Below are 25,659 nucleotides of genomic sequence, written 5' to 3'. Positions count from 1 at the left end.
TAAACCTGCGGTCCTTTTATTTCACGACAGAATGATGTCTATATGATGACACTCCGAGGAGCGATCACATTAAATCGCCATCATTTACTGCTTGGCCACCTGCTTGGTGATCTTCAGGTAATCCAGCAGGATCCGGCCAGTCTCGGCCAAGTAGGCGTCGTCTTCCGGCTTGGTTTTATCCGCCTCGGTCGGCAGCGCGTCTTCATCTTCTTTCTTCAGCTCTTTGAGCGGGTCTTCACCTTTGGCCTTGCGGCGGGTGTTTTCCAGCACCAGTTGCTGATTCTCGATGCTGGAGTGCTGTGCACGGCGATCCGCTTCGTTGAGGCTGACGGTCTTCTCTTCCATCAGCTTCTTGGCCAGGGCCAGCTTGTCGCGGATAAACACGAACTCGGCATCCTTGGCAGAGCGGGTGTCGTGGTCAGCCTTCAGCTGTGCCAGGAACGGCTTGAACGGATCCGACGCCGGCTTGATCGCAGGGCGGATGGTGTCCCACGGCATGGCTTCAGGCAGGGCGCTTTCGCCAATTTCCTTGGTGTCGATGATCGACGGGAAATCGATATCCGGCAGTACGCCCTGATGCTGGGTGCTCTGCCCGGAGACCCGGTAGAACTTGGCCAGTGTCAGCTTAAGCTCGCCATGGTTCAGCGGCTGGATGGTCTGCACGGTGCCTTTGCCGAAGGTCTGGCCGCCGATGATCAGTGCACGGTGGTAGTCCTGCATGGCACCGGCGAAAATCTCCGAGGCCGAGGCCGAGAGGCGGTTGACCAGCAGCGCCATCGGCCCTTTGTAGAAGGCCCCCGGGTTCTCGTCTTCGAGCACGTCGACACGGCCGTCAGCGTTGCGTACCAACACGGTCGGGCCCTTGTCGATAAACAGGCTGGTCAGCTCGGTGGCTTCCTGCAGGGAGCCGCCGCCGTTGTTGCGCAGGTCGATGACCACGCCGTCGACTTTCTCTTTCTGCAGTTCTGTGAGGATTTTCTTCACGTCGCGGGTGGTGGACTTGTAGTCCGGATCACCGGCACGGAACGCCTTGAAGTCCAGGTAGAAAGCCGGGATTTCAATCACCCCCAGCTTGTAGTCCTTGCCATCCTGCTTGAGGTTGAGGACTTTCTTCTGCACGGCCTGGTCTTCGAGCTTCACCGCTTCACGGGTGATGGACACGATCTTGCTGGTCTGGTCGTTCGGTGCATTGGTGTGCGGAATCACTTCCAGGCGCACCACGCTGCCTTTAGGCCCACGGATCAGCTTGACCACTTCGTCCAGGCGCCAGCCGACCACATCGACCATCTCTTTGTCGGCCTGGGCCACGCCGATGATCTTGTCGGCCGGTGCCACTTGCTTGGTTTTGTCAGCCGGGCCTGCCGGCACCAGACGTACAATCTTCACCTGGTCATTGTCGCTTTGCAGGACGGCACCGATGCCTTCCAGGGACAGACTCATATTGATATCGAAATTTTCCGCGTTATCTGGCGACAGATAATTGGTGTGCGGGTCGTAGGACATCGCAAAGGTGTTGATGTAGGCCTGGAAGATATCCTCGGCACGGGTCTGGTCCAGGCGCGCCAGCTGGTTTTTGTAGCGCTTGGTCAACAGCTCTTGAATGGCCTTGGGCTCTTTGCCGGCGATCTTCAAGCGCAGCACTTCGTCCTTGACGCGTTTGCGCCACAGGTCGTCCAGGGCTGCGGTGCTGGTCAGCCAAGGGGCGTCCTTGCGGTCCACCAGAAGGGTTTCTTTCTGGGTGAAATCGAGCTTGTCGACGCCTTTGTTCAGCTCACCCAGGGCGAAGTCCAGACGCGCTTTGACGCGGTCCAGGTAGCGCTTGTAGATGGTGAAGCCAGGCTGCAGGTCGCCGCTCTTGAGGAAGTCGTCGAATTGCGTCTTCCACTTGTCGAACTCAGCGATATCGCTGGCCAGGAAGTAGCTGCGCGACGGGTCCAGCAGCTTGAGGTAGCTGTCGTAGATGATCACTGAGCGAGCGTCGTCCAGCGGCGGCTTGCTGTAGTGATGGCGCTTAAGCAACTCGACGACGTTAAGGCTGGCAATCACCTCATCGCGATCAGGCTGAAGGTTGTCCCAGCTATTGGCTGCGAACGTATTGGTCGACATCGACGCGAAGCCGAGACCAATGAAAAAAGCGAGGGCGGTGCTGGGGAACAGATGCTTCATGCTGATTCGACGCGGGGGCAATTGATAACGCATATTAGGCCGTCTTTGAGGGAGCCGGTTCCATATGGTCCGGTCGCATAATGCAAAAAGCCCGGCGCTACAGCACCGGGCTCAGTCCAGACTCACTATGGAGGCACTGTGAAAGCATTGCAAGGCGTTGACGGTGATGTGGGGGGCTAGAACAACCCCGTCCTACGTTCGGTGTAGTCCATATTGCCAATAGCCTGGCCGAAACCTAGATTGAAATGCAGTCAGTGTGGGAGCTGGCTTGCCTGCGATGGCCATAGGTATCTACACAAATCTGTAGCGCTCAACGGTAACCACGATGCGAAGCGAGCCGCTCTTGATTTTGATCTGCTTTTGATCTCAGGCGCCCCGTTAAACCACGCTGGCCGAACGCAGGCTTGAATTCGTGGGTAACCCGGCAGGACGCCGGGTTAGCCGCCCCGCGCCATGGATGGCGCGTGGCGGCGGCCCACGGATTCAAGCCTGCGTTCGGGCACACCGAGCCTAGGCGAGGTGCCGAGTGGTGGGGCAAGAGCCCTTTTGGTTACTTTTGGGGCTCTTTTCCAAAAGTGACCCGCTGTCAGAGCGGAACCCCAAGTGGCCGTTACCGCAGCAATGGATATGTACACAATCCAGCTGTGTTGACTGTCAGGCCCTCTTCGCAGGCAAGCCAGCTCCCACATTTGAATCGTGGGGTGTCAGGTAGATAAGCGTCGGCTGTCAGGCCGTCGCGGGAGCAAGCTCCCTCGCCACAGGTCCAGCGTCGCACCAAAGTTGTGTAGATACCTATGCTGCGATAGCGGTGCACCAGATGAAGAATTCTTCACTGTTGCACCGCTATCGCAGGCAAGCCAGCTCCCACAGGTTGATCTCTATTGATTCAGGTCCAATGGTGGATCGGCCAGCCGGCCTGTTCGGCATAGGTGCGCAATACGGGGTCCGGGTTCACCACCTGCGGGTGATCCACCTTGAGCAGCAGCGGCAAATCATTGCGCGAGTCCGAATAGAAATAGGCGCCTTCAAGGGTTTCACCTTCCTGCTCCAGCCATTCCAGCAAGCGCGTGATCTTGCCTTCACGGTAAGTCAGTACGCCCTCTGTCTTGCCGTCGTATACCCCATGGCTGACGCTCAAGTTAATCCCCAGCACTTCCTCGATACCGATACGCGCCGCAATCGGCGTGACCAGGTGAGTGCCCGACGCGGAAATCACCAGGATCCGGTCGCCGTTCGCGCGGTGGCGGGCGATGGTCTTGGTGGCGTCGCTGTAGATCAGCGGCTCGATCACGTCCTCGACCCACGGCTCCACCAGGTGCTCGATTTCTTCCGGAGTGCGGCCGATCATCGGCTCCAGGCTGAAATCCATGAAATCTTCCATCCGCAGCTGGCCCTGGCTGTAGGCGTCCATCAGCTCGTTGTTCCGGCGCATGAACGACTCAGGGTCTACCCAGCCGAGGCGGCCCATCTGTTCGCTCCACAGCGTGGCGCAGTCGCCGTGAATCAGGGTGTCGTCCAGATCAAAAATTACCAATGCCATCCTTCATGCTCTCTCTCAATAGGTCGCTGCCTGTCAGGCTACTTCACACAGTGCGCTGGGGTCGATGGAAAGTGCCAGGCGCTGGCCATCCGGGTGCAGGTCGTCGGCCGAACGATTGAGTACGTCCACCACCAGCTCGACACCGCGGGCTTCGATGCGGTAGCGAATCACGTTACCCAGCAGGCTGTGGCTACGCACCAGCGCATCGAGTTCGCCGCTGCGGCTCAACTCGATGGCTTCGGGGCGAATCGCGATGCGCCCGCTGATCGGCCGTTGCAGCAGTTGGCTGGCCTTGTCGGCATCGAGCAGGTTGTAGTTGCCGATAAACCCGGCAGCGAACGCATCCACCGGCGCGGTATAGAGGGTTTCGGCATCGCCGCTCTGCACGATCTTGCCCTGGTTCATCAAGAAGATGCGGTCGGACATGGTCAGGGCTTCTTCCTGGTCGTGGGTCACGAAGATCGTGGTCAACCCCAGTTCGCGCTGGATCTGGCGGATCTGTTCGCGCAAATGCTTGCGAATCCGTGCATCCAATGCCGACAGCGGTTCATCGAGCAGCAGCAGGCGCGGGCGGGTCACCAGGGAGCGGGCGAGGGCGACGCGCTGGCACTGGCCACCGGACATCTGGTGCGGGTAGCGGCCGGCCAGGTCCTTGAGCTCCACCAGTTGCAGCACTTCTTGTACGCGCTTGTGGCTGTCGTCGGCGTTGACTTTCTGCATGCGCAGGCCGAAGGCAACGTTCTGCTCTACGGTCATGTTGGGGAACAGCGCGTAGCTCTGGAACACCATGCCGATCTGGCGTTTCTGCGGGCTCAGGGGCACGATGTCCTGGCCATCCAGGAGGATTTGGCCACTGTCCACCGGGGTAAGCCCGGCGATACAGCGCAGCAGGGTGGATTTGCCGCAACCGGACGGGCCGAGCAGGGTGACGAACTCGCCTTTGGCGATCTCGCAATTGATATCGCTGAACACCGGGGTGCCGGTGTAGCCTTTTTGCAGGTGTTGGACGCTGACGAAGCTCATTGGCTTTTGTCCTTGTTCAAGAGCGTGGCGGCCCAGGTGAGCACCAGCACAAAGAAGAAATAGGAGATCACCACGGCACTGGTGAAATGGCCGCTGCTGTTGCGCATGTTGTTGAGGTACACCTGCAGGGTTTCGTAGCGGGTGCCGACGAGGATGTTGGCGAACACGAACTCGCCGAACAGGAACGAGAACGACAGCAGCAGCGCCACCATCAGGCCCTTGCGCAGGTTGGGCAGCACCACCAGGATCGCGGCCTGCCAGGTGCTGGCGCCGAGCAGTTGCGAAGCGTCCATCAGGTCGCGCAGGTTGATGGCTTGCAGGTTGTTGGTGATCGCGCGGTACATGAACGGCAGCGCGACGGTGAAGTAGCAGCCGATCAAAATCCACGGCGTGCCCACCATCGCCAGCGGCCCGGACCCGTACAGTTGCAGCAGACCCACTGAGGACACCACCGGCGGCACCGCGAAGGGCAGCAGGATGAGGATGTTCATCAGCGCGTCGAGCTTGGGAAAGTGGTAATGCACCACGAACAGCAGCGGCAAAATCAACACCACCGAAAGGATCAGTGCGCCCACGCACACCAGCAACGATTGCCCGAAGGCCATCAGAAAACGCGGGTCGCTCCACAGCTGTACATACCACTTCACGCTGAAGCCGGCGGGAAGGATGGTTGCCGACCAACTGCTGGAAATCGAGTAGACAAAGGTGCCTACCAAAGGCAGCACCAGGATCAGGAACAACAGGTACACCACCACCCGATGGTAGAGGGAGGCCGGGCCGGCTTCAGCGCGAGACATGGTAGCTCCTCTTGAGCAGCAATTGATGCACCACCGTGACCACGGTCATCAGCGCCACCAGCACCACGGCCAGGGCACTGGCCATGTTCGGGTCCAGCGACACATCGCCGGACACCAGGCCCGCAATGCGAATCGGCAGCACGTTGAAGTTGCCGGTAGTAAGCGCATAGACCGTGGCGTAGGCGCCGAGGGCGTTGGCCAGCAGGATCACAAAGGTACCGAGCAGGGCCGGGGTGAGCACCGGCAGGCCGATATGCCGCCAGAACTGCCAGCCATTCGCGCCGAGCAGGGCGGCCGACTCGCGCCAGTCTTCGCGCAGTGCGTCGAAGGCCGGGTAGAGCAGCAGCACGCCGAGGGGAATCTGGAAGTAGGTATACAGGATGATCAAGCCGGTCTTCGAGTACAGGTTGAAGTCTTCTATGATCCCGGCCTGCTTGAGCATGAGGGTGATGCTGCCGTTGAACCCCAGCAGGATGATAAACGCGAAGGCCAGGGGTACGCCGGCGAAGTTGCTGGTCATGTTGGCGAACGCGGTGACAAAGTTGCGCAGCGGCGAATCCACTCGGCGCAGTGAATAGCTACCCAGGGTGGCGATGATGATGCCGAAGATGCTGGAGTAGAAACTGATCTCCAGGCTGAACTGGATCGCCTGCCGGTAGAACTTCGAGGTGAAGATGCGGGTGAAGTTTTCCAGGCTCCAGCCGGCCTCTTCGGTTTGCAGGCTGCTGATCAGCACCCACACCAGCGGCGCGATTTCGAACACGATAAAGAACAGTGCGAAGGGCAGCAGGCATAGCAGGGCCAGCCATTTGCCGCGGGTCAATGCATTCACTTGAGCAACTCCCGGCACACAGGTTTGTCGTGGGGCACGCCCAGCAGTTCGCAGACCGTGCCGCACAGGTCGGTCTGTTTCGGCGCAGCGTCAGTGTCCAGGCTGAAGGCGTCACCCAGGACAAACAGCGGCACTTCTCGTTCTTCGCGCAACAGGCCGTTGTGGGAGCGGTCGTTGTTCATGCCGTGGTCAGCGGTGACCAGTACCTGGTAGCCGGCATCGAGCCAGCCTTGCAGGTAGTCGGCCAGGATGATGTCCGCCGAGCGTGCGCTGTTGCGGTATTGCGCGGTGTCGAGGCCGTGCTTGTGGCCGGCATCGTCGATGTTCATCGGGTGCACCAGCAAAAAGTTTGGCGCGTGCTTGATCCGCAGGCTTTCCGCATCGGCGAACAGGTGGGAATCAGGGTAGTGGTCATTCCAGTAGAAATGCCCATGCTGGATCGCCAGCGCCTGGTCGTCGGTGTGACGATCGCGGGCGGCGAGAAAGGGCGTGCGGTTATACAGCTCGCTGACCCAATGGTAAGCCGCTGCCGCGGTGCTCAAGCCTGCGTCGGTGGCGTAGTGGAAAATGCTGCGCTGGTTGGACAGGCGCGAGACGTTGTTGTGCACGATACCGCTTTGAATCGGCGGCACGCCGGTGAGGATGCACTCGTACAGCGGGCGGGACAGGGCAGGCAGTTCACATTCCAGTGTGTAAAGGGCTGCGCGTCCTGCGCCGACATAGGCCTGCAAGTGCCCCATGGCGTGCCGGGCGACCTCGAAGTTGAGGCCGTCGAGCACCACAAGGATGACATTGTGCTTCATGGGGGACTGGGGCTCCGCAACAAGATGGTATGGCTCAGTATCAACTTGGAATGGAATCAAATGTGGGAGCTGGCTTGCCTGCGATGGCGGTGTATCAGTGGACACAAATATTGAGTGTCAGACCGCTATCGCAGGCAAGCCAGCTCCCACACTGACCGCACCTCGATCAGAGAGACCGATTACTTCATTTCTACGATGACCTGCTCGTTCCACATCTGTGGCAGCTTCTTGGACGTCGCTTCCCAGGCATCGGCATCCTTGATCGGCTGCGGGTTGGCCTTGGTGTACTGCTCGCCCGGGATCAGGTTCTTGGCAACGTCCGCCGGCAGTTTCAAGTCGGTTTCAGCGCGGATCGGACGCGCGTTGCCACGTGCCAGGTTGAGCTGGCCGGCATCGCTGAAGATGTATTCGCGGGTCAGCTTGGCGGCGTTCGGGTGCTTGGCGTATTTGTTGATGATGGTGGTGTAGCCGGATTTCACCGAGCCATCCGAGGGGATCAGCACCACGTAGTCATCCGGGTTGGCCATCTTGGCCTTGTAGCTCAGGCCGTTGAAGTCCCAGACGAGACCCACTTCGACTTCGCCTTTTTCCATGGTGGCGATGGTCGGGTTGGACAGTGAGAGGCGACCCTGCTGGGCGATCTTGGTGAAAAATTGCAGGCCCGGCGCGATGTTTTTCTCGTCGCCTTTGTTGGCGATGGCCGCGGCGAGTACTGCGTTCGAAGCCTGGGCGGCGGTGCTCACGTCACCCACCGATACCTTGTACTTGCCGGTTTGCAGGTCAGCCCAGGTGGTAGGCACTTCGGAGCCGTGCAGCAGTTTCTTGTTGACGATAAAGGCAATGGTGCCGGTGTAGGCCAGGGCCCAGTGACCGTCTTTGTCTTTCGCCCAATCCGGCACCTGGGCCCAGGTAGACGGTTTGTACGGCTGGGTGACTTCCTGCTTCACCGCGATCGGGCCGAAGGCCGCGCCCACGTCACCAATATCCGCGCTGGCGTTGTCTTTTTCGGCTTTGAACTTGGCGATTTCCTGGGCCGAGCTCATGTCGGTGTCGATGTGCTTGAGGCCGTAGGTTTTAGCCAGGTCTTCCCAGGTGCCTTTCCAGTTGGCCCAGTCATCGGGCATGCCGACGCTGTTGACGGCGCCTTCCGCTTTGGCGGCGGCTTCCAAGGTTTTTAGATCGGTATCAGCAGCCATGGCGGCGGTGCACATGGCAATGGTCGAGCCTAACAGTGATGCCAGGAAAAGCTGTTTCATCCGAAGCTCCTTTGGGCGTTTTCAACGCGGCGTTTTATCTGAACGTTAGCGGTGGTTTGGTCTAGGTCAGCAATACCTGAGCCAATCTAGGCCCCCGGGATGACAGTTTCATGTCGATGTCGTTTTTGAAGCGCTGATGTCGTTCAGCTCCGACTTAGCGTAGACCATGCCCAAGTGCCCGCAGGCCCTGGACTTGGCCGATGTATTGCAGGGTGTGGTAGAGGCAGTCGACAGCCTTTGTCATCTGTCGGTCATCTGGAGTGCCTAGGCTGGCATACAGCAGCAAAAGCCCAGATAGAGCGCGTTTTGTGCACCTGAACGGTGCTGGTCTAGTCCAGATAGGTAACGTTGATGCGTGATGAGGCAATCAAGGCGGTAACTTCCATCGGCCTGGCGCTGCAAGAGCAGATCGACCATGGCCTGTTGCCGCCTGCCAGCAAACTGCCCGCCGAACGCAAGCTCAGCGAGTTGTTTGGTACCACTCGGATTACCGTGCGGGAAGCCTTGTTACAACTGGAAGCCCAAGGGCAGATCTACCGCGAAGAGCGTCGGGGATGGTTCGTCTCGCCGCCACGGCTGGCCTATAACCTGATGCAGCGCAGCCACTTTCACGCGATGGTCAGCGATCAGGGGCGTGAGGCTTCCACGCAGGTCATTTCCGCACGCTTGCAACCGGCGTCTGCGGCGGTGTGCGCTTGGTTGCAATTGCCGGCGTTGTCGAGCGTGATCCAGATTTGCCGGGCGCGCAGGATTGACGGGCGCTTGGTGTTGTATGTGGAGCACTACCTGAACCCGCAGTATTTTCCGGGGATCCTGGCGTGTGATTTGAATCAGTCGATGACTGAGCTGTATGCGCGCAAATATGACTTGCACTACGGTCGGGTGCGTTTCGAGATTGTGCCCACCTCACTGCCGGTGGAAGCGGCCGCTGCGCTGCGCGTCTCGGTGGGCAGCCCGGGCTTGCGCATCGCCCGGGTCAACTACGACCAGCATCAACGCCTGATTGATTGTGACCTGGAGTTCTGGCGGCATGATGCGATTCATGTGGGGGTGGATGTGGTGTAGCGGCTGATGCACCGCGATCCAATGTAGGAGCTGGCTTGCCTGCGATGGCATCGACTCGGTATGCCTGATAAACCGAGGCGCCCGCATCGCAGGCAAGCCAGCTCCCACATTGAACCGAGTTTATCGCTGACGGATCGGTGGCTCGCCTAGGGCGTAAGTGCCTTGATCACTTGGTCCACATTGGTTTCCAATTCCGTCACCGGGTCGGCACCGTCCACATTCAATACCGATAGTCTGGAGCCGCCGGCATTTACGGCGGCTTTGACCGCATCACTCGGTTGACGGTGATGCAGCACCACCGCCACGTCGTTGTCCTTCAACTCGGCGCTGAGTTTCTGCAGCGCCTCAGGCGTCCACTCGGCATCGGGGCGTGCTTCGGTGCTGAGCACTTCTAGGTTCAAGCTGCTGACCAGGTACGCGAAGTGATCGCTCAAGCTGACCACACTCAGGTTGTCGGCCGTGGCCAATCGCGCCTCGCTGTCGGCGGTGAGCTTGAGTAAACGCTGTTTGAGCGCGGCCAGGTTGGCGTCGATCCTGGGTTTGGCTGCCGGGGCCAGGCGGCCCAGGTCGGCGGCCATTACGTCGGCCATGCGCCCCATATTGTTGCTCGATTGCCAGGGTTGGCTGTTCAAGCCATCGGTGACCCCCGGTTGTACTGCGATACCCGGCAAGCCACCGTCCACCGGGCGTGCGGCATCGACTTCGACGATGCGGATATTGCTGCGCCGTGCCACGGGGTACAGCGGGTCATCGGCCCACAGCGAGCGCAGGCCGATGGCCGCGTCGGCGTCCAGCGCCAACTTGTTCAATGCCGCAGCACCGCGGCCGGTGAAGTAGGACACCTGCCGCGAGCCGGGTAAATTGGCCGGCGCGGCGCGTTCAAGCGCTACGTTGGTGCCTTTGAGCAGCGCTTCGGCCAGACCATAGGTAATCGGCAGCGAGGCCAGCACCTTGACCGGCGGCTTGGTCTTGGTCAGGGCTGCGTGACCGAGGCCCTGGTTGACTTTGAAGTCCTTGGCGTCGAAACCGTCGACGGCCAGCGCCGACGTACTCATCAAGCAAGCGATGGCCAGGGCCAGTGGGCGAAAGACAGGGCGCATTATCCAAGATTCCCTTTGAGGCTGGGCACAACGCCACGGGCGATGGCGGCGAAGGCGAAGGCGATCCCGGCAACCAGAATGATGGCGGCGCCGGAGGGGATGGGCAGGTCAAAGATGATCGGCAGCAGGATGCCGCACAGGGTGCTGACGGTAGCGATCAGCACCGAGATCCAGAAAAAACCTTTGAGTGACTGGCTCAACAGGCGCGCCGCCGCGGCAGGAATCACCAGCAAGGCACCGACCAGGATTGCGCCGATGACCTTGACCGCAGCCACGGTGATCAGGGTCACCAGGATCACGAACAGGTAATCCAGGCTTTTCACCGCCACCCCACGCACTGCCGCCAATTGCGGGTTGAAACTGGCCAGCATGATGCGGTTGTACAGCGGCAATGCCAGGGCCATCACCAGCGAGCCGACAATGGCCAGCACCAGCAGGTCGTTGCCGTTGACCGTCAGCACCGAGCCAAACAGCACGTTCTCAAGAATGTGCACGTTGATCTTGCCGGCCAGGATCAGCAGCAGGCTTGCCCCCAGTGCCAGGGACACCGACAGGAACACGCCGATCAAGGTATCGGGGGCCAGGCCGGTGCGGTTACGCAGGTAATTGAGCAGGATGCCGAACAGTAGGCAGTAGCCAAACAGGCTGCCATAGGGCCCGGTATAGGGTTCGCCCAGCAGGATGCCCACGGCCACGCCGGTCAGCGCGGCATGGCCGACCGCTTCGGAGAAAAACGCAAAGCGCTTGACCACCACCAGCGTCCCCAGGCCGCCGAGTACCGGGCCGATCAACAAGCCGGCGAGCAGGGCGTTGACCACAAAACCGTAGGCCAGGGCTTCGGGCAGGTAACCGGAAGAGGCCCAGCCCTGGACCATCAAGCGAAAGGCTTCATAACTCATGGCGCCGGGCTCCGAGGGTGAGTGGAGAACAGAGTGAGCAGGCGGTCCGGGATCAGCGCCTCTTTCGGTGTGGCGTCGAACAGCACGCGGCGGTTAAGACCGGTGACGCGGTCGGCCAGGCGGCCCACGGCCTCCAGGTCGTGCTCGATCCACAGCACCGTAATCCCGGCCAGGCGCCAGTCGTTCAGCAGCCGTTCGAACACCTGGATACCCGCCTCGTCGAGGGCCGACATCGGCTCGTCCAGCACCAGCAACTGCGGCGCAGGAATCAGCCCCTGGGCCAGCAGTACGCGCTGGCGCTCACCGCCGGACAACGCGCCCATGCGGCGCTTGCGCTTGTCTTGCATGCCGACGCGCTCGAGGGCATCGCCAATCGCCGCCGCGTAATGCCTGGACAGGCCCAGAAACGCCGGGCGACGCTGGCACATGGCAGCCATGAAATCGTCCACGGTCATCGGCAGGCCCCGATCAAATTCCAGCGCCTGGGGCACGTAACCGACGGTGCCGGGTGTGGTTGGCCACTCCAGGCTCAAGCGCCCCTGGTGCGGCGTTTGCCCCAGCAGGGTCTTGATCAGCGAGCTTTTGCCGCCGCCATTGGGGCCGACCAGCGCATGGATGCTGCCCGGCTGTACCTGGAAGCTCACGCCATCGAGAATCACGGTGCGCCCCAGGGTCAGCGAGACCTGGTCGAAGTTCAGGGTCGGGCCGACGCTGGCGGCGTTCAGTTGCTGCGCGGCGGTCATGCTCCCGACTCCTGAATCGCGCGGACCACGGTGTTGAGGTTGCCGGTCATCTCCACTTCGTACTTCTCGGCGCTGTATTCGCCGTAGGAAATATGCGACAGCGGGTACAGCTTGACTCCAGATTCACGCTGGATGGTATCGACGTAGGTGGACGGGAAGTCCATCTCCGAGAAGATCACTTTCACATCCAGGGCGCGCAGTTCATCGATGGTCTTTTTCAGCTGGCTGGGGCTTGGCTCGATACCGTGGGCCGGCTCGACCACGGCGGTGACTTCCAGGCCAAACTCGCGCAACAGGTAGTCATAGGCCGCGTGCACAGTGGCGACGCGCAGGTCCGGGTTGGGCGCGCTGGTCAGCTTGGCCAGGGCGTCGGCGCGCATCTGGCGCAGGCGCTTGCCATAGGCGCGGGCGTTCTGGGTGTAGGTTTTGGCGTTGTCCGGGTCGAGCTTGCCCAACTCACGGGCAATGTTATTGACCTGGGCAATCGACGCGCTGATCGACAGGAAGGTGTGCGGGTTGACCACCTTGCCCGCACCGCGTGCCGCGTTACCGGTGGCGGCGAGCAACGGCACGTTGGCGTTTGCTTCGATCACCTTGATGTCCGGGCGCTCGCTGGTGGCGATCATGCGGTCGGCGAAGTCGTCATGGCCGACGCCGTTGAGCACGATGACATCCAGGGTGCCGATGCGCTTGATGTCTTCGGCGCGCGGCTCGTAGGCGTGGGGGTTGAAACCGGCGGGAATCAGCGGCACCACTTCGGCCTTGTCGCCCACGATATTGGTTACATAGCTGTAATAGGGGTGCAAGGTAATGCCGATACGCAGGCGCTTGGCCGCCTCGGCGTTGGCAAGGGGGGCGAGCATCAGGCTGAACAGGCCAACCATTAACAGGCGTAACAGGGGCGATGACATAGACATGGGCAATCGGTCTTCTCGTTCAGTGACGGTGCTGGCGGGTGACGCCGGCATCGAATTGCGCGACCACCTGCTGCCAGCCGGCCGCGATCAGCGCTTGGTCAGTGAGGTCGGACGGGGCGGCAAGGTTGGCGCTGCGGTTGAGCCAGATATCCGGCTCGCTGCCTTGCACGCGCATCAGCAGCGAACCGCTGGTGGCCGGCGCCTGGCTCAAACCCAGGTAGGCGGCGGGTGCCAGCAACTCCCAGCGATGGCCACCACGGCTGACCGAGCTGGCGTCCTGGGCAAACGGCGCGAAGCCTTCTTCGGCCAGTTGCTCAGGCGTCGGCAGGGCGCTGTGCTCCTGCTGCAACAGGTGGATTTCATCCAGGGTCACCCGCAGGTCGGCGTAGATGCCTTGCTCGGCCGCGCTCAGGTCGCGGCGGGCGTCCAGCTGGTGGCTTGGTACCGCCGCGACTTCCTGGGTTTCCCCGTGCAGCGCCACGACCGTGCCCGCCACCGCGAGGATGATCAGACACAACAGCAGCACATAAAGGGTTTCGTGGCCCGCCCCGGCGGGGCGTACAACCTGTGTGGTACTCATTGCGACGGGATATCCGCTTGGTCGATTTCCACCACGTGGCCGGGGCCGGCATCGAACAGCACGTAGAACTCGGCGGTGGGCTTCTTGAAGGTCAGGGTCGAATCCTCGCCGAGCTTGCCCGGCACCAGGATGGTTTCGTCGTAGCCGATCACATCCAAGGTTACGCCGGGGGCGCCACTGCCGTCGGAAAAACCGCCTTTGCACTGGATCTGCTCGCCGGGGATTTCCTTGCATTCGCACATCGGGTTATGGGCGAAGGCGGTGGTGCTCAGGCCGGCGCACAGCAACAGCGCGGCGCGGGTGAGGCGCTTGAACATCATGGTTTGACTCCTTGCTTGTTCAGCCAGGCAATGGTGGCAGGCGAGGCCTGGCTCAGCGGGATGGAACCCTGGTGCATGCTTCCGTCCCAGCCTTCCATGGTCACCCATATTTCGGCGTCCGCCGGGGTGCGTTCGGGGATTGGCAGGGCGGCGCCCATGCGATACGGCGTGCCGAAGAAGATCACTCCGGCGGCGCGCAGGCTGCGGGGTTTGCCGATACGCAGGTAAGTGGCCTTGACCTGCTCGGCGCAGGTGTCACACAGGGCAGCGTTGAAGAACTTCATCGGGCCAGCCGGATCCGGGCTCGGGCCTTCGTTGCGAAACTCAGCCAGCGTCAGGCTCCAGGGCCCGACTTGCACTTGCCCGGCCACGCGTTCGCCGATGCCGGTATCCCCGCGAAACAGCGCGGCGTCGGCAAAGTACTTGGGCATGAACCCCAACGGCACCAGCAACAGCAGGATGTTGATATGGAAACGCCATTTCAGCCAGAAGGCGCGCAGCGGGGACGGCGGTACGGTCGCGACCTTGCTCATCGCTGGGCCTCCGAGGTTTCGGCGTGCATGGCCGGGATGGGCGCGGTTTGACGTTGCGTCTTGGCCTCGCGCTTGAGGGCGTTGAGGGTGGCCAGGGCAGTGCGCTTGGTCCAGATCAGCAGGCCGCTCAATACCATCATGCTCAGCACCAGGCCGAAGAACGCCCAGATCAGCTTGATCCACAAACCGCCAAAGTCCCCGGTGTGCAGCGGGCGCATCGACTCGGTGACGAACTCCAGCGGGGTGCGGTCGGACAATAAGTTCGAGAGCGCGATTTCACCGTCATAGGGGTTCAGTTGTGCGGTCTGGAACATCAACGGGTACCAGCCACGCCCGCCGATCTGCAGGTGGCTGTAGGCGTTGCTTGGCATGAACACAAAGCTGGCGTCCAGGCCGGGGATTTTCTCGGCGGCGATGTCGATCGCCTTGTCGATGGGGATCATCGGTGCCGGTACGCCCGGTGCCGACAACGGCACCTTTTCCCGCGCAATCACTGGCACGATGGGTTCGCTGGAAATGGATATCTGGTTGTCGCCCAGAACAGCCTCGATCAGGAACCAGGTGCCGGTGATTGAAATGACCGCGATAAACCAGATCGACCAGATGCCGCTCAGACGGTGAAAGTCGCCCCAGAAGATTCTCGCGCCGTGGCGGATGCGCAGGGTAGGGCGCAGGAAGCCTTTCCAGAAGCGCTTGTACACAACCAGCCCGGTGACCAGCGAAGCGAGCAGCGGCAAGCCCAACGCAGACACCAGGTACCAGCCCCAGCTGTACCCATTGGTGAACGGCACCAGCCACCAACCATGCAGGGCGCGGGTGAATTGCTGGAAGTTGAACGAGGGGCTGATGCCCTGGATCGCGCCGGTATAGGGGTTGGCATACACCTCCACGGAGCGCCCATCCGGGTAGCTGAGGCCAACGCTTAGCGCGAAGTGCGATTCATCCGGGCGGATGATGGACTGGACAATAGCCTTGGGCTCATCGCGCTTGATGGCCGCGATCACTTGGTCAAAGCTCAGCGGCTGAGCATCATCCGACGGCTTGCTGGCGCGGATATCCGGGTTGGCCAGCCACACGATTTCCTGGCTCACCACGGCCAGGGTGCCGGTGACGCACACAATCAGTACAAAGAACCAGATGGGCAACGCCAGCCAGCTATGGACGAGAAACCAGAGTTTGGAGCGTGACTTCTTCGACATATGAATGAGGGTCTTGATCGGAGGGGGCGATGGAGGCCCGGAAAAGGCCAGTCGTAGCTTTTGCTGACGCGACAGGCTGTATCTAAGTTAAGACGGATGAGAATGAGAAATCCCTAAGGGGGATATGAAAGAAAATGTTTCAGGATCGCTTTCAGGGTGTGTGGCGTAACCTTTGAGACATAGCTGCCTGCCAGCCGACGCCTTTCTATCTGACGCGCTGAGGTCTAAATGTGGGAGCTGGCTTGCCTGCGATGGCGGTGGTTCAGTTGCAGATTAATTGACTGATCCGTCGCCATCGCGGGCAAGCCCGCTCCCACAGGGGATTGATGCCGGGCGCTGATTGCGCTGCAACTATCCGCCTTGCTTGAACATTTGCATGGCACGCTGGCGGATCTGTTCCTCGCTCAGGTCTTCCTTGTGAGTCGCCAGGAACCACAGGTGCCCGAACGGATCCTTCACACTCGCCGAGCGATCCCCATAGAACTGATCCTGCGGCTTGGATACCACGCTGGCGCCGGCATCAATCGCCTGTTTGAATTGTTCGTCCACGTCATTCACATACAGGTGCAGGCCGACACTGGGATATGCGTCGGGATTGCGCAGGGCCGTTTCGTCGCAGGGCGTGCCCAGCATGATCACCGCTTCGCCAATGCGCAGTTCCGCATGGCCGACCCTGCCGTCAGGCATGTCCAGGCGCATGAACACTGAGGCGCCAAAGGCCTTCTTGTAGAACTCGATTGCCTTTGCGGCCTCGTTGATGCCCAGATAGGGGGTAATGCCCTGATAACCCTCGGGAATAGCTTTAACGCTCATAACGTTCTCCTTGAGTCGAGGTACGAGCATTTCACTATAGGCCACGTAATGCGTGGTCTGCGGGCAACCGACGAGGTGCTTTTATCAAGGCTGTGTGGTGGGCTCCAGCAACTGGGCGCCTGGCCCATACTCAGCGAGCTTATCGTCCTGATTGCGCAACGGGCACGCCTCCATCGACAAGCACCCGCAACCGATGCAGCCATTGAGCTTGTCGCGTAGCAGCATCAGCTTGTTGATGCGCTCATCCAGGTCTTCACGCCACAACGCCGACAGGCGCTCCCAGTCTTGAGCATTGGGTGTGCGCCCATCGGGCAAGGCCTGCAATGCCTCGCCAATGTTGGCCAGCGGAATGCCCAAGCGCTGGGCGATCTTGATCAGCACCACGCGCCGCAGCACATCACGTGGATAACGCCGCTGGTTACCGGCATTGCGATTACTCTTGATCAGCCCTTTGGCCTCGTAGAAGTGCAGGGCGGTCACCGCCACGCCGCTGCGGGCTGCGAGCTGACCGACGCTGAGTTCCTTAGTGAGCATGAACCTCTCCCAAACAGTGCTTGACCTCGACTTAACTAGAGGTTTTACCCTGCGTGGCATCGAATCGCAAGATTCTGCCTACAGAGAGAGGGGAGTTTTCATGCCGGTATCAGAGAAGAGTCGCAGCTTCACTCAACTGATCGAATTTCACATCGAACCCCGTCAGCAATCCGCCCTGGTGGCCGCCTTGGCCACCCAGAGCGAGCGTCTGGCCGTGCGCCATGGCGGCTTCTTGAGTGCCAGCGTACAGGTCAGCGATGACGGGCGCAGGGTGCTCAATTATTTGCAATGGCAGTCGCGCGAGGAGGGTGAGGCCGCCTTTAAATGTTTTGAGCAAGGCGGCGAAGATTTCTGGACGCTGATCCGTGCTCACCGGGCCACGGCCGTGACCTTTGGCGCATTCCAGGTACTGCGCAGTTTTGAGCGCAATCAGGACGATGCCTTGCACTGCCGACTAAATGGATAGGTGCAGCATCCGTTCGCCTTGCACATTTTCCCCGGGCCTGCGCTTGTTTACCGCCAGTTCGCCGATCTTGATCAGGCGAGCGCGAGCGACGTTGCGGCTCAGTCCCAGCAAGTTGGCGGTGTGCACTTGGTTGTGGTGGCTGAAGTGATAAGCAGCGCGCAATAAAGCGTCCTCGACCTTTTCATGCAGGGCGCCGGCCTGTTCCTCGAAGAGCTTTTGAAACGCCCGCGCCAGCAGGGCTTCTGCACTGGGATCGGTGTCGTTGTCGTTCTGGCGTTCGATGCGCAGGCCCGACAGGCGCAGGTCGTCGGGTTCGATCACAGCGTTGCGGCAGATCAGCAGGGTGTGATGAATCACGTTCTCCAGCTCACGGATATTGCCCGGCCAGCTGTAGCGCTTGAGCTTATGCTCGGCCAGGTGGCTCACGCTGATCGGGCCGTAACCCAGGCGCTGGCTGTAGGTTTGGATGAAGTGCCGGGTCAGTGGCAGGATATCGCCGGTACGTTCGCGCAGCGGGCTCAATGCCAGGCTGACTACATTGAGGCGGTAGTAGAGGTCTTCACGGAAACGCCCAACATTGATGGCCTTTTCCAGTTGTACATTGGTGGCCGCCAGGACTCGCACATCGATAGCAATGCGCTTGCGCGAACCCAGGCGCACCACTTCGCGCTCCTGTAGCACCCGCAGCAGCTTGACCTGGATGGCCATCGGCAAATCGCCGATCTCATCTAGAAACAAGGTGCCGCCGTCAGCCTCTTCGAACCAGCCGGCCTTGGCGCCGAGGGCACCGGTAAAGGCGCCTTTCTCATGGCCGAACAACTCGGCTTCCACTAGGGATTGCGAAAAGGCCCCGCAGTTCACCGCCACGAAGGGCCGGTTTCGCCGCGCACTGAGGTGGTGGATATGCCGCGCAACAAGTTCTTTGCCGGTGCCGGTTTCGCCGTTGATCAGCACGCTGGCTTCGCTGGGGGCCACTTGCTGGATATGGTCGAGCAGGGCCTGGGACTTTGGGTCTTCGAAAACCTGGGCTGTGGCGCGGATCGAGGTGGCTAGGGCAGGCGAGGGCGGCAGGGTGAACAGCTGCATGGTGACCTCTCATGGGAGTTCGGGCTTTGTTGAAGGGCTGTTGCCTGATGGGCAGCGGGCTGCACGCAAAGTCTTTATAGAGGTAGCGTCTTAATTCGTAAATGAAGGTGTTTCTATATTTATAGAACTTAAATGAATATGGAGGTGTTTCCGCCTAGGCGCCGATACGCGTGATAGCGACTATCACGGACGATGATTTTTCAGCGAGAGGGGCCGGGAGTAGCCTGTGTTCATTGACTCGAAACCACCTTCGCAGGGCCAACGCCATGAACCGTTTCCTCGCTGTTTCCTTTTTACTTGTCACCTCTGTCCTTGCGGGTTGTGCGACCCAGCCTTCCCCGGAGTTGCGTCCCTATACGGCCGAGGAAACCAAGCAGTTGGCCCTGGAGGCCCTGGGCCGTCGCGGCTTGTCGTTTGACGACTATCAACGCCAGCGCGCCGCGTTGCTTGGCCAGCCACAAAAGCCTTTCGGTTTTGATCGCCAAGGTGAAATGAACGCCGAGCGCAGCGTGGTCCTGCATGGCCGCCCCAGTTGAGCGCGCTTCTTGCATCAAAAAGCCCGAGGCTTCCCACAAGGAACCTCGGGCTTTTTGTTTGCCATGGGGCTACTTCAGCCTGTTAAGCTCAATTCCAGGAGCGTTCCTACGCACATTTAAATAAAGTTACCTTCTTTAATGGCATTCGATCGGTTAAACCTGACGACCTCTGTTCTGGTCGATGCCCCCGAGACGCTGCTCTTGGGAATACGCTCTGCGAGTTTTAACCTCATGAATAAACGTCCGTTGTATTTCGACTACGCCGCCACCACGCCGGTGGATGAGCGAGTTATCCAGGTGATGGTCGAGTGTCTGGGTTTCAACGCCCATTTCGGCAACCCTGCGTCCAGTTCCCATGCATTCGGCCAAGCGGCTAGGCAGAAGGTTGAACAGGCGCGTCGCCAGGTGGCCGATTTGGTGGGCGCGCAGGCCGAGCAGATCGTCTGGACCTCCGGTGCCACAGAATCCAACAACCTTGCGCTCAAGGGCGTGGCCCAGGGCCGTGGTGTGGCGGGTGGGCATATCATCACCAGCCAGATCGAACACAAGGCCACGCTGGACACCGCGCGGCAATTGCAGGAAGCCGGTGTTGCAGTGACTTACCTGGTACCGGATGCAGACGGCTTGATCAGCGTCGAGGCGGTCAGCGAAGCCTTGCGCGAGGACACCTTTCTTGTCTCGCTGATGCTGGTCAACAACGAACTGGGAACCCTCAACGATATCCCGGCCATTGGCGCGCGGGTGCGTGAGCAGGGCGCGTTGTTCCATGTGGACGCGGCGCAAGGGGCGGGCAAGGTGGCTATCGACCTGGCCCAGTGGCCGGTGGACCTGATGTCGTTCTCTGCTCATAAGTTGTATGGGCCCAAGGGCATCGGCGCGTTATATGTCGGGCCGCGGGCGCAGCAGAAGGTATTGGCGCAGATTCACGGCGGTGGCCACGAAGGCGGTTTGCGCTCCGGCACCCTGGCGACCCATCAGATTGCCGGTATGGGCACGGCGTTTGCCCTTGCGGCGGCGTCTTTCGCGGATGAGAAGGCCACGATTGTCGCGCTGCGCCAGCGCTTGCTGGATCAGTTGGCGTCGGTTGCCGGCTTGCGTCTTAATGGCAGCCCAACCCAGCGTATTCCGCACACATTGAGCCTTACCTTCAGCGAAGGCGAATTCAATTCAGCCGCATTGAGTGCAGGCATTGCCTTTTCCGCGACTTCAGCGTGCAATTCGGCCAGCAATGCGCCGTCCCATGTGCTCCTGGCCTTGGGGCATGACGCCCGCAGTGCCGCTCGCACTATTCGCTTGAGCCTGGGCCGGTTCACCACCGAACAGGATATCGACCAGGCCGCGCAGTTGATCAAGGCCGCGTTGGCGAGTGCGCCGGCATTCTGGGCGGTCTGATTTATCATTCGCAACACATAACAATTATTAGTGGTTAGCAGGAGACACAATGAGTACGCAGCCTTTGACCCATGGAACGGTTCCCCAGCGCCTGGCGCACACCCGTGAACTGATGCGCCGCGAAGGCATTCATGCCCTGCTGGTGCCATCGGCGGACCCGCACCTGTCCGAATATTTGCCGGGTTACTGGCAAGGGCGTCAGTGGTTGTCCGGCTTTCATGGTTCGGTGGGCACCCTGATCGTCACGGCGGAGTTTGCCGGGGTCTGGGCGGACAGCCGTTACTGGGAACAGGCGACCAAGGAACTCAAGGGCAGCGGTATCGAGCTGGTGAAGCTGCAACCGGGTCAGCCTGGGCCGCTGGAGTGGCTGGCCGAGCAAACCCCTGAGGGTGGCGTGGTGGCGGTGGACGGTGCGGTCATGGCCATGGCCTCGGCACGTACCCTGGGTGGCAAGTTGGCCGAGCGTGGCGCGCGTCTGCGTACCGATATCGATGTACTCAATGAAGTCTGGCAAGACCGCCCGGCATTGCCGAACCAGCCGATCTATCAGCATCTGCCGCCCCAGGCCACGGTCAGTCGTGGCGAGAAACTGGCCGCTTTGCGCGCCAGTTTGAAAGACAAGGGCGCCGACTGGCATTTCATCGCGACGCTGGATGACATCGCCTGGCTATTCAACCTGCGCGGCGCTGATGTGTCGTTCAATCCGGTGTTTGTGTCCTTTGCCTTGATCAATCAGCAGCAGGCGACTTTGTTTGTGGCGTTGGGCAAGGTCGATGCGCCTCTGCGGGCGGTGCTTGAGCAGGATGGCGTGACCCTGCGTGATTACAGCGAGGTGGCGCACGCGCTGCGAGCGGTACCGGCGGGCGCAAGCTTGCAAGTAGACCCGGCCCGCGTCACCGCCGGCTTGCTGGAAAACCTCGACGCGGGCGTCAAGCTGGTTGAAAGCCTCAACCCCACCACACTGGCCAAATCCCGCAAGAGCCTGGCAGACGCGGAACATATCCGCCAAGCCATGGAGCAGGATGGTGCGGCGCTGTGCGAATTCTTTGCCTGGCTCGACAGTGCCCTGGGCCGCGAGCGCATTACCGAACTGACGATTGACGAACACCTGACCGCTGCGCGTACCCGCCGCCCAGGCTATGTATCGCTAAGCTTCAACACCATTGCCGCCTTCAATGCCAACGGCGCGATGCCGCATTACCACGCCACCGAAGAAGAGCATGCGCTGATCGAAGGTGATGGCTTGCTGTTGATCGACTCGGGCGGCCAGTACCTGGGCGGAACCACGGACATCACGCGGATGGTGCCCATCGGTACACCGAGTGAGGAACAGAAGCGCGATTGCACGCGGGTACTCAAGGGCGTGATTGCCCTGTCCCGTGCGCAGTTCCCCAAAGGCATTCTTTCACCGTTGCTGGATGCCATTGCCCGGGCACCGATCTGGGCAGAAGGCGTGGACTACGGTCACGGTACAGGCCACGGCGTAGGTTATTTCCTCAACGTGCATGAGGGCCCGCAGGTGATTGCCTATCAAGCCGCTGCGGCGCCACAAACGGCGATGCAGCCAGGGATGATTACGTCAATTGAGCCGGGTACTTATCGCCCTGGCCGTTGGGGCGTGCGCATTGAGAACCTGGTGTTGAACCGTGAAGCGGGCAAGACCGAGTTTGGCGAATTCCTCAAGTTCGAAACCCTGACCCTGTGCCCGATTGATACCCGGTGCTTGGAGCCGTCGTTGCTGACGGCGGATGAGCGTGAATGGTTCAACGCGTATCACGCCCAAGTGCGTGAGCGTTTGAGCCCGCTGCTCAATGGTGCAGCGCTTGAGTGGTTGCAGGTGCGCACTGCGGCGATTTGATCGGTTGCAGCCAAGGCATTGCCGGCTGCAATCGATATCTAGCTGAGCGCTTCACGCACAAAGTCCAGACGGTCCTGGCCGAAGAACAGCTGGTTTCCTACAAAGAAACTGGGAGCGCCGAACACGCCGCGCTTAATGGCTTGTTCGGTTTTGTCCTTGAGAGCGTCCTTGACGGCTGCATCGTTTGACAGGGCCAGTACCTGCTCGGGATCGAACCCCTGTTCGGTGAGCACATTGGCCACGACCTCTGGGTCGCCCAAGTGACGGCCTTCCACCCAGAGTGCTCGGAAAAGGCAGTCGATGAAGTCGAGGAAGCGCTCAGGCTGGTGGATTTGAATGCCGGTGACAGCGCGCATCAGCAGCAAGGTATTGATGGGAAAGTGCGGGTTGAACCTGAGCGGCACGTTGTAGCGTTTGGCGTAACGCGCCAGGTCATCGAGCATGTAGCGACCCTTGGCGGGCACCGTGATCGGCGAGGCATTGCCCGTGGCCTTGAATACACCGCCCAATAGCATGGGTTGATACACCACCTGTGCGCCGGTTTCGGCACACAGCGCCGGCAACTGGGTATAGGCCAGGTAAGTGGCGGGGCTGCCGAGATCAAAGAAAAACTCCAGGGTTTTACTCATGGTCTGTACTCGCTGCTTATTGTTATAGGGGGCGTCACCAGGTTTCGTTCCAGGGGCGCAGGTCCAGTTCGAACGTCCAGGCGTCCCGTGGCTGGCGATGCAGGAACCAATAGTTGTCGGCAATATGGTCAGGGTTGAGGAGGGCGTCCTGATCCTTGAGGGCGTACTTTTGCGGGAAATTCTCGCGAATGAAGTCGGTATCGATGGCGCCGTCGACCACCACATGGGCGACATGGATGTTCATCGGGCCCAACTCCCGCGCCATGCTTTGTGCCAGGGCGCGTATTCCGTGTTTGGCGCCGGCGAAGGCGGCAAACCCGGCGCTTCCACGTAAGCCGGCGGTGGCGCCGGTGAACAGGATAGTGCCGCGGTTACGCGTGACCATGCGCTTGGCGACTTCCCGTGCGTTCAAGAAGCCAGAAAAGCACGCCATCTCCCAGATCTTGAAGTACTTGCGCGCGGTTTCTTCCAGAATGCTGCAAGGTACATTGGCGCCGATGTTGAAGACGAACGCTTCAATAGGCCCCAGCTCGGTTTCGATTTGCTCGACCAGTGCGATCACGTCTTCTTCTTTACGTGCATCACAGGCAAAGCCATGGGCTTCACCGCCGGCTGACTGAATGCTGTCTACCAGGGGCTGCAGTTTGTCGGCGCTGCGACGGGTGACGCAGGCGATGTAGCCTTCGCGGGCAAAGCGTTTGGCTATGGCGCCGCCGGTTGCGTCTCCGGCACCCACTACTAATACGATTTTCTTGTTGTGCGGCATGGGAACTCCATTGGCTCGATGGTCGAGCAGGAGTTTAGCCTTCATGCCGCAAATGGCCGGGATTTAAGATGAGCAGTCAGGACAGACTGCTCGGGCAACTATTTGCAGATGACGATCATGCTACGGCTGGTATAGCCGGCAGGGTTGAGACCGAAGGGGTAGTCCCCAGGCTCCTCGGAGTTATCGCCGGATTTGGCGATCACCCGGTAGCCCTTGGCGCCGCATGAGTTGGCAGCACTGGTGTAGCACTGGTCCCAGGAGGAGGACAGGCCCGAACAGTTGATATGCAGCCCTTTCTTACCCCGTTTCACTTCTGTTTTTGTGGTTGCAGCACAGCCAGCGATGCCCACAACCAGCAACAGTATCAAAATTCGTTTCATTCCCATCCTTAATAGCCGCCCTGCAAAAGAACAGAGCCGCTTTACTCGCTCTCGAGCGAAGCGTTCATGCTGTCCGTGTCGAAATTCTCCATGAATGACATTCGGTTACGGCCTAAACATGGCCTAAATGAGCGGCAAATACCAGCGCTGGCTTCAAAGACGATCAGTCGGCGGGCACCAGCGGTTTGGATTCGTTACGCATCGTCAACGTGGCGCCTACCGAAGCCAGGATAATGCAGGTGATGGCCAGCCATTGGGCTAGAGATAAATGCTCATGCAGAAAGAACAGGCCGGAAAGGGCGCCGAACGCCGGTTCGATACTCATCAACGTGCCGAACGTGCGGGCGGGCAGCCGAGTCAGCGCGACCATCTCCAACGTATAGGGCAAGGCCGTGGAGAGAATCGCGACGCCGATGGCGATAGGGATCAGGGCAGGTGTCAGCAGCGCGGCGCCCGCATGCACGATGCCGATCGGTGCGACGAACAGGGCGGCAATCATCACGCCGAGTGCGGCGGTCTGAACACCATTGTCGTTCCCTGCTTTTTGGCCGAACAAAATATAGAGTGCCCAGCATCCGCCTGCGCCCAGCGCGTAAGCCGCGCCGATCCAGTCGATACCGCTACTGGCCTCACCCATCGGAATCAACAGCAGTAGGCCAATGATTGCCAGGGCAATCCACAGGAAATCGACAGCTCGGCGCGAGGCATAAATAGCGACGGCAAGCGGGCCTGTGAATTCGAGTGCTACTGCAATCCCCAGCGGTACGGTGCGAAGGGACATATAGAAGAGGAAGTTCATGCCACCCAGCGCCATCCCGTAAATGATCACCGTGCGCAAGGACTTGGCTGTCAGCGTGGCGCGCCATGGGCGTAATAGCACCAGCATGATCACACTGGCAAAAATCAAGCGCAGGGCAGTGGTGCCCTGTGCTCCGACGATAGGGAACATGCTTTTGGCCAATGACGCACCGGATTGGATGGACGCCATGGCGATTAATAGCAGGCCGATCGGAAACAATGCGGATGCCAGGCTGCGAGGAGGGGTGGTCATTGCGGGAGTTCTTCCGAAGTCATGATCGATAAATACGTGGCGCTATGATGCTTAACTGCCGGCGAATGAGCAATATATTGCGCAAAAACTGTCTCGTTGCTATCTATATAGTGGAAGTTTCGAGTTTTGGAGGTTTTTGATAGGAAAACTGAATAATTGGGTTGACGGCAGATTCTGGAAGCCTATAATTCGCCCCACTTCCGGCGCAGTCGAAACGGAAAACTCCTTGGTAAACAATGAGTTACGCAGTTCTCGACAGCAAGTTGCTTCAGTTCATCGAAGCCAAAAGGAAGTTGAAAAAGAGGTGTTGACAGCAGCGTGTAACGCTGTAGAATTCGCCTCCCGCTTACGAGAGATCGCAAGCGCAAGTGGTTG

The 25,659-nt window shown here is 60.2% G+C and carries 27 protein-coding genes; 5 read left to right on the top strand and 22 right to left on the bottom strand.

Going from position 1 to position 25,659, the window contains the following annotated elements; translation table 11 throughout:
* Positions 1–84: 84 nt before the first annotated feature.
* From TX24_RS25065 to TX24_RS25035, 7 genes are all read right to left on the bottom strand, one after another.
* Entirely contained in the window at positions 85–2,166 is a 2,082-nt protein-coding gene (locus TX24_RS25065) for a carboxy terminal-processing peptidase (protein ID WP_223816873.1), read from the bottom strand.
* Between the two features lie 886 nt (positions 2,167–3,052).
* Positions 3,053–3,706 (bottom strand): HAD family hydrolase, encoded by a 654-nt coding sequence (locus TX24_RS25060; RefSeq protein WP_003190142.1) that lies wholly within the window; start codon positions 3,704–3,706, stop codon positions 3,053–3,055.
* A gap of 33 nt (positions 3,707–3,739) precedes the next feature.
* Positions 3,740–4,729: an ABC transporter ATP-binding protein gene (locus TX24_RS25055; protein WP_003190143.1), complete on the bottom strand. Its 990-nt coding sequence runs from the start codon at positions 4,727–4,729 to the stop codon at positions 3,740–3,742.
* Complete coding sequence (locus TX24_RS25050) at positions 4,726–5,526, bottom strand: ABC transporter permease (protein ID WP_003190144.1); 801 nt, start codon at positions 5,524–5,526, stop codon at positions 4,726–4,728. Before TX24_RS25050 ends, TX24_RS25055 begins: the two co-directional genes overlap by 4 nt.
* Entirely contained in the window at positions 5,513–6,358 is an 846-nt protein-coding gene (locus TX24_RS25045) for an ABC transporter permease (protein ID WP_003190145.1), read from the bottom strand. Before TX24_RS25045 ends, TX24_RS25050 begins: the two co-directional genes overlap by 14 nt.
* Positions 6,355–7,161 (bottom strand): alkaline phosphatase family protein, encoded by an 807-nt coding sequence (locus TX24_RS25040; protein ID WP_003190148.1) that lies wholly within the window; start codon positions 7,159–7,161, stop codon positions 6,355–6,357. Before TX24_RS25040 ends, TX24_RS25045 begins: the two co-directional genes overlap by 4 nt.
* 179 nt (positions 7,162–7,340) lie before the next feature.
* On the bottom strand, positions 7,341–8,417 hold the full coding sequence (locus TX24_RS25035) for an ABC transporter substrate-binding protein (protein WP_003190150.1): 1,077 nt from the start codon (positions 8,415–8,417) through the stop codon (positions 7,341–7,343).
* 351 nt (positions 8,418–8,768) lie between these two features.
* Here TX24_RS25035 and TX24_RS25030 point away from each other — a divergent pair, with 351 nt between their 5' ends.
* Complete coding sequence (locus tag TX24_RS25030; protein ID WP_057711556.1) at positions 8,769–9,482, top strand: UTRA domain-containing protein; 714 nt, start codon at positions 8,769–8,771, stop codon at positions 9,480–9,482.
* A 146-nt stretch (positions 9,483–9,628) separates the two neighbouring features.
* On the opposite strand, the gene TX24_RS25025 is transcribed toward TX24_RS25030, so the two are convergent.
* From TX24_RS25025 to soxR, 10 genes are all read right to left on the bottom strand, one after another.
* The gene (locus TX24_RS25025) at positions 9,629–10,582 is read right to left on the bottom strand and encodes a metal ABC transporter substrate-binding protein (protein WP_057711554.1); all 954 of its coding nucleotides are present in this window, start codon (positions 10,580–10,582) and stop codon (positions 9,629–9,631) included.
* A complete protein-coding gene (locus TX24_RS25020; RefSeq protein WP_003190154.1) occupies positions 10,582–11,481 on the bottom strand; it encodes a metal ABC transporter permease in 900 nt (299 codons plus the stop codon). The genes TX24_RS25025 and TX24_RS25020 overlap by 1 nt, the downstream gene beginning before the upstream one ends.
* The gene (locus TX24_RS25015) at positions 11,478–12,224 is read right to left on the bottom strand and encodes a metal ABC transporter ATP-binding protein (protein WP_034135002.1); all 747 of its coding nucleotides are present in this window, start codon (positions 12,222–12,224) and stop codon (positions 11,478–11,480) included. The genes TX24_RS25020 and TX24_RS25015 overlap by 4 nt, the downstream gene beginning before the upstream one ends.
* A complete protein-coding gene (locus tag TX24_RS25010; RefSeq protein WP_034135210.1) occupies positions 12,221–13,141 on the bottom strand; it encodes a metal ABC transporter substrate-binding protein in 921 nt (306 codons plus the stop codon). Before TX24_RS25010 ends, TX24_RS25015 begins: the two co-directional genes overlap by 4 nt.
* 19 nt (positions 13,142–13,160) lie before the next feature.
* Complete coding sequence (locus tag TX24_RS25005) at positions 13,161–13,721, bottom strand: DUF6162 family protein (protein ID WP_003190160.1); 561 nt, start codon at positions 13,719–13,721, stop codon at positions 13,161–13,163.
* Positions 13,718–14,041: a hypothetical protein gene (locus TX24_RS25000; RefSeq protein WP_003190163.1), complete on the bottom strand. Its 324-nt coding sequence runs from the start codon at positions 14,039–14,041 to the stop codon at positions 13,718–13,720. Before TX24_RS25000 ends, TX24_RS25005 begins: the two co-directional genes overlap by 4 nt.
* The gene (locus TX24_RS24995) at positions 14,038–14,574 is read right to left on the bottom strand and encodes a hypothetical protein (protein WP_003190164.1); all 537 of its coding nucleotides are present in this window, start codon (positions 14,572–14,574) and stop codon (positions 14,038–14,040) included. The genes TX24_RS25000 and TX24_RS24995 overlap by 4 nt, the downstream gene beginning before the upstream one ends.
* On the bottom strand, positions 14,571–15,773 hold the full coding sequence (locus TX24_RS24990; RefSeq protein ID WP_003190166.1) for a PepSY-associated TM helix domain-containing protein: 1,203 nt from the start codon (positions 15,771–15,773) through the stop codon (positions 14,571–14,573). Before TX24_RS24990 ends, TX24_RS24995 begins: the two co-directional genes overlap by 4 nt.
* 351 nt (positions 15,774–16,124) lie before the next feature.
* Positions 16,125–16,586: a VOC family protein gene (locus TX24_RS24985; RefSeq protein WP_034135001.1), complete on the bottom strand. Its 462-nt coding sequence runs from the start codon at positions 16,584–16,586 to the stop codon at positions 16,125–16,127.
* An 84-nt stretch (positions 16,587–16,670) separates the two neighbouring features.
* The gene (soxR, locus tag TX24_RS24980; RefSeq protein WP_034135000.1) at positions 16,671–17,120 is read right to left on the bottom strand and encodes a redox-sensitive transcriptional activator SoxR; all 450 of its coding nucleotides are present in this window, start codon (positions 17,118–17,120) and stop codon (positions 16,671–16,673) included.
* Between the two features lie 100 nt (positions 17,121–17,220).
* Between soxR and TX24_RS24975 the strand changes: the two genes are divergently transcribed.
* Positions 17,221–17,586, top strand: a complete 366-nt coding sequence (locus TX24_RS24975; RefSeq protein WP_003190171.1) for an antibiotic biosynthesis monooxygenase — start codon at positions 17,221–17,223, stop codon at positions 17,584–17,586.
* On the opposite strand, the gene TX24_RS24970 is transcribed toward TX24_RS24975, so the two are convergent.
* Positions 17,575–18,672, bottom strand: coding sequence for a sigma-54 interaction domain-containing protein (locus tag TX24_RS24970; protein ID WP_057711552.1), 1,098 nt, complete (start codon positions 18,670–18,672; stop codon positions 17,575–17,577). The two genes, TX24_RS24975 and TX24_RS24970, sit on opposite strands and share 12 nt — an antisense overlap.
* Before the next feature lie 266 nt (positions 18,673–18,938).
* Here TX24_RS24970 and TX24_RS24965 point away from each other — a divergent pair, with 266 nt between their 5' ends.
* From TX24_RS24965 to TX24_RS24955, 3 genes are all read left to right on the top strand, one after another.
* Positions 18,939–19,208: a hypothetical protein gene (locus TX24_RS24965; protein WP_003190175.1), complete on the top strand. Its 270-nt coding sequence runs from the start codon at positions 18,939–18,941 to the stop codon at positions 19,206–19,208.
* A 231-nt stretch (positions 19,209–19,439) separates the two neighbouring features.
* Complete coding sequence (locus TX24_RS24960) at positions 19,440–20,600, top strand: cysteine desulfurase family protein (protein WP_057711549.1); 1,161 nt, start codon at positions 19,440–19,442, stop codon at positions 20,598–20,600.
* 49 nt (positions 20,601–20,649) lie between these two features.
* The gene (locus TX24_RS24955; protein WP_057711547.1) at positions 20,650–22,458 is read left to right on the top strand and encodes an aminopeptidase P family protein; all 1,809 of its coding nucleotides are present in this window, start codon (positions 20,650–20,652) and stop codon (positions 22,456–22,458) included.
* A gap of 38 nt (positions 22,459–22,496) precedes the next feature.
* Here the strand turns inward: TX24_RS24955 and TX24_RS24950 are convergent, their stop codons facing one another.
* From TX24_RS24950 to rhtA, 4 genes are all read right to left on the bottom strand, one after another.
* Complete coding sequence (locus TX24_RS24950; RefSeq protein WP_003190179.1) at positions 22,497–23,087, bottom strand: 2-hydroxychromene-2-carboxylate isomerase; 591 nt, start codon at positions 23,085–23,087, stop codon at positions 22,497–22,499.
* Between the two features lie 34 nt (positions 23,088–23,121).
* Positions 23,122–23,853, bottom strand: coding sequence for an SDR family oxidoreductase (locus tag TX24_RS24945; RefSeq protein WP_034134997.1), 732 nt, complete (start codon positions 23,851–23,853; stop codon positions 23,122–23,124).
* Between the two features lie 98 nt (positions 23,854–23,951).
* On the bottom strand, positions 23,952–24,233 hold the full coding sequence (locus TX24_RS24940; protein WP_003190182.1) for a hypothetical protein: 282 nt from the start codon (positions 24,231–24,233) through the stop codon (positions 23,952–23,954).
* 163 nt (positions 24,234–24,396) lie between these two features.
* Positions 24,397–25,284 carry a threonine/homoserine exporter RhtA gene (gene rhtA, locus TX24_RS24935; protein WP_003190184.1) on the bottom strand — a complete coding sequence of 296 codons (888 nt, stop codon included), beginning with the start codon at positions 25,282–25,284 and terminating at the stop codon, positions 24,397–24,399.
* Positions 25,285–25,659: the final 375 nt, after the last annotated feature.

Source organism: Pseudomonas lactis (genome assembly GCF_001439845.1).
Taxonomy (GTDB): domain Bacteria; phylum Pseudomonadota; class Gammaproteobacteria; order Pseudomonadales; family Pseudomonadaceae; genus Aquipseudomonas; species Aquipseudomonas lactis.
Note: the sequence above shows the minus strand (reverse complement) of the source record. Positions and strands in the feature narration are given on the sequence as shown.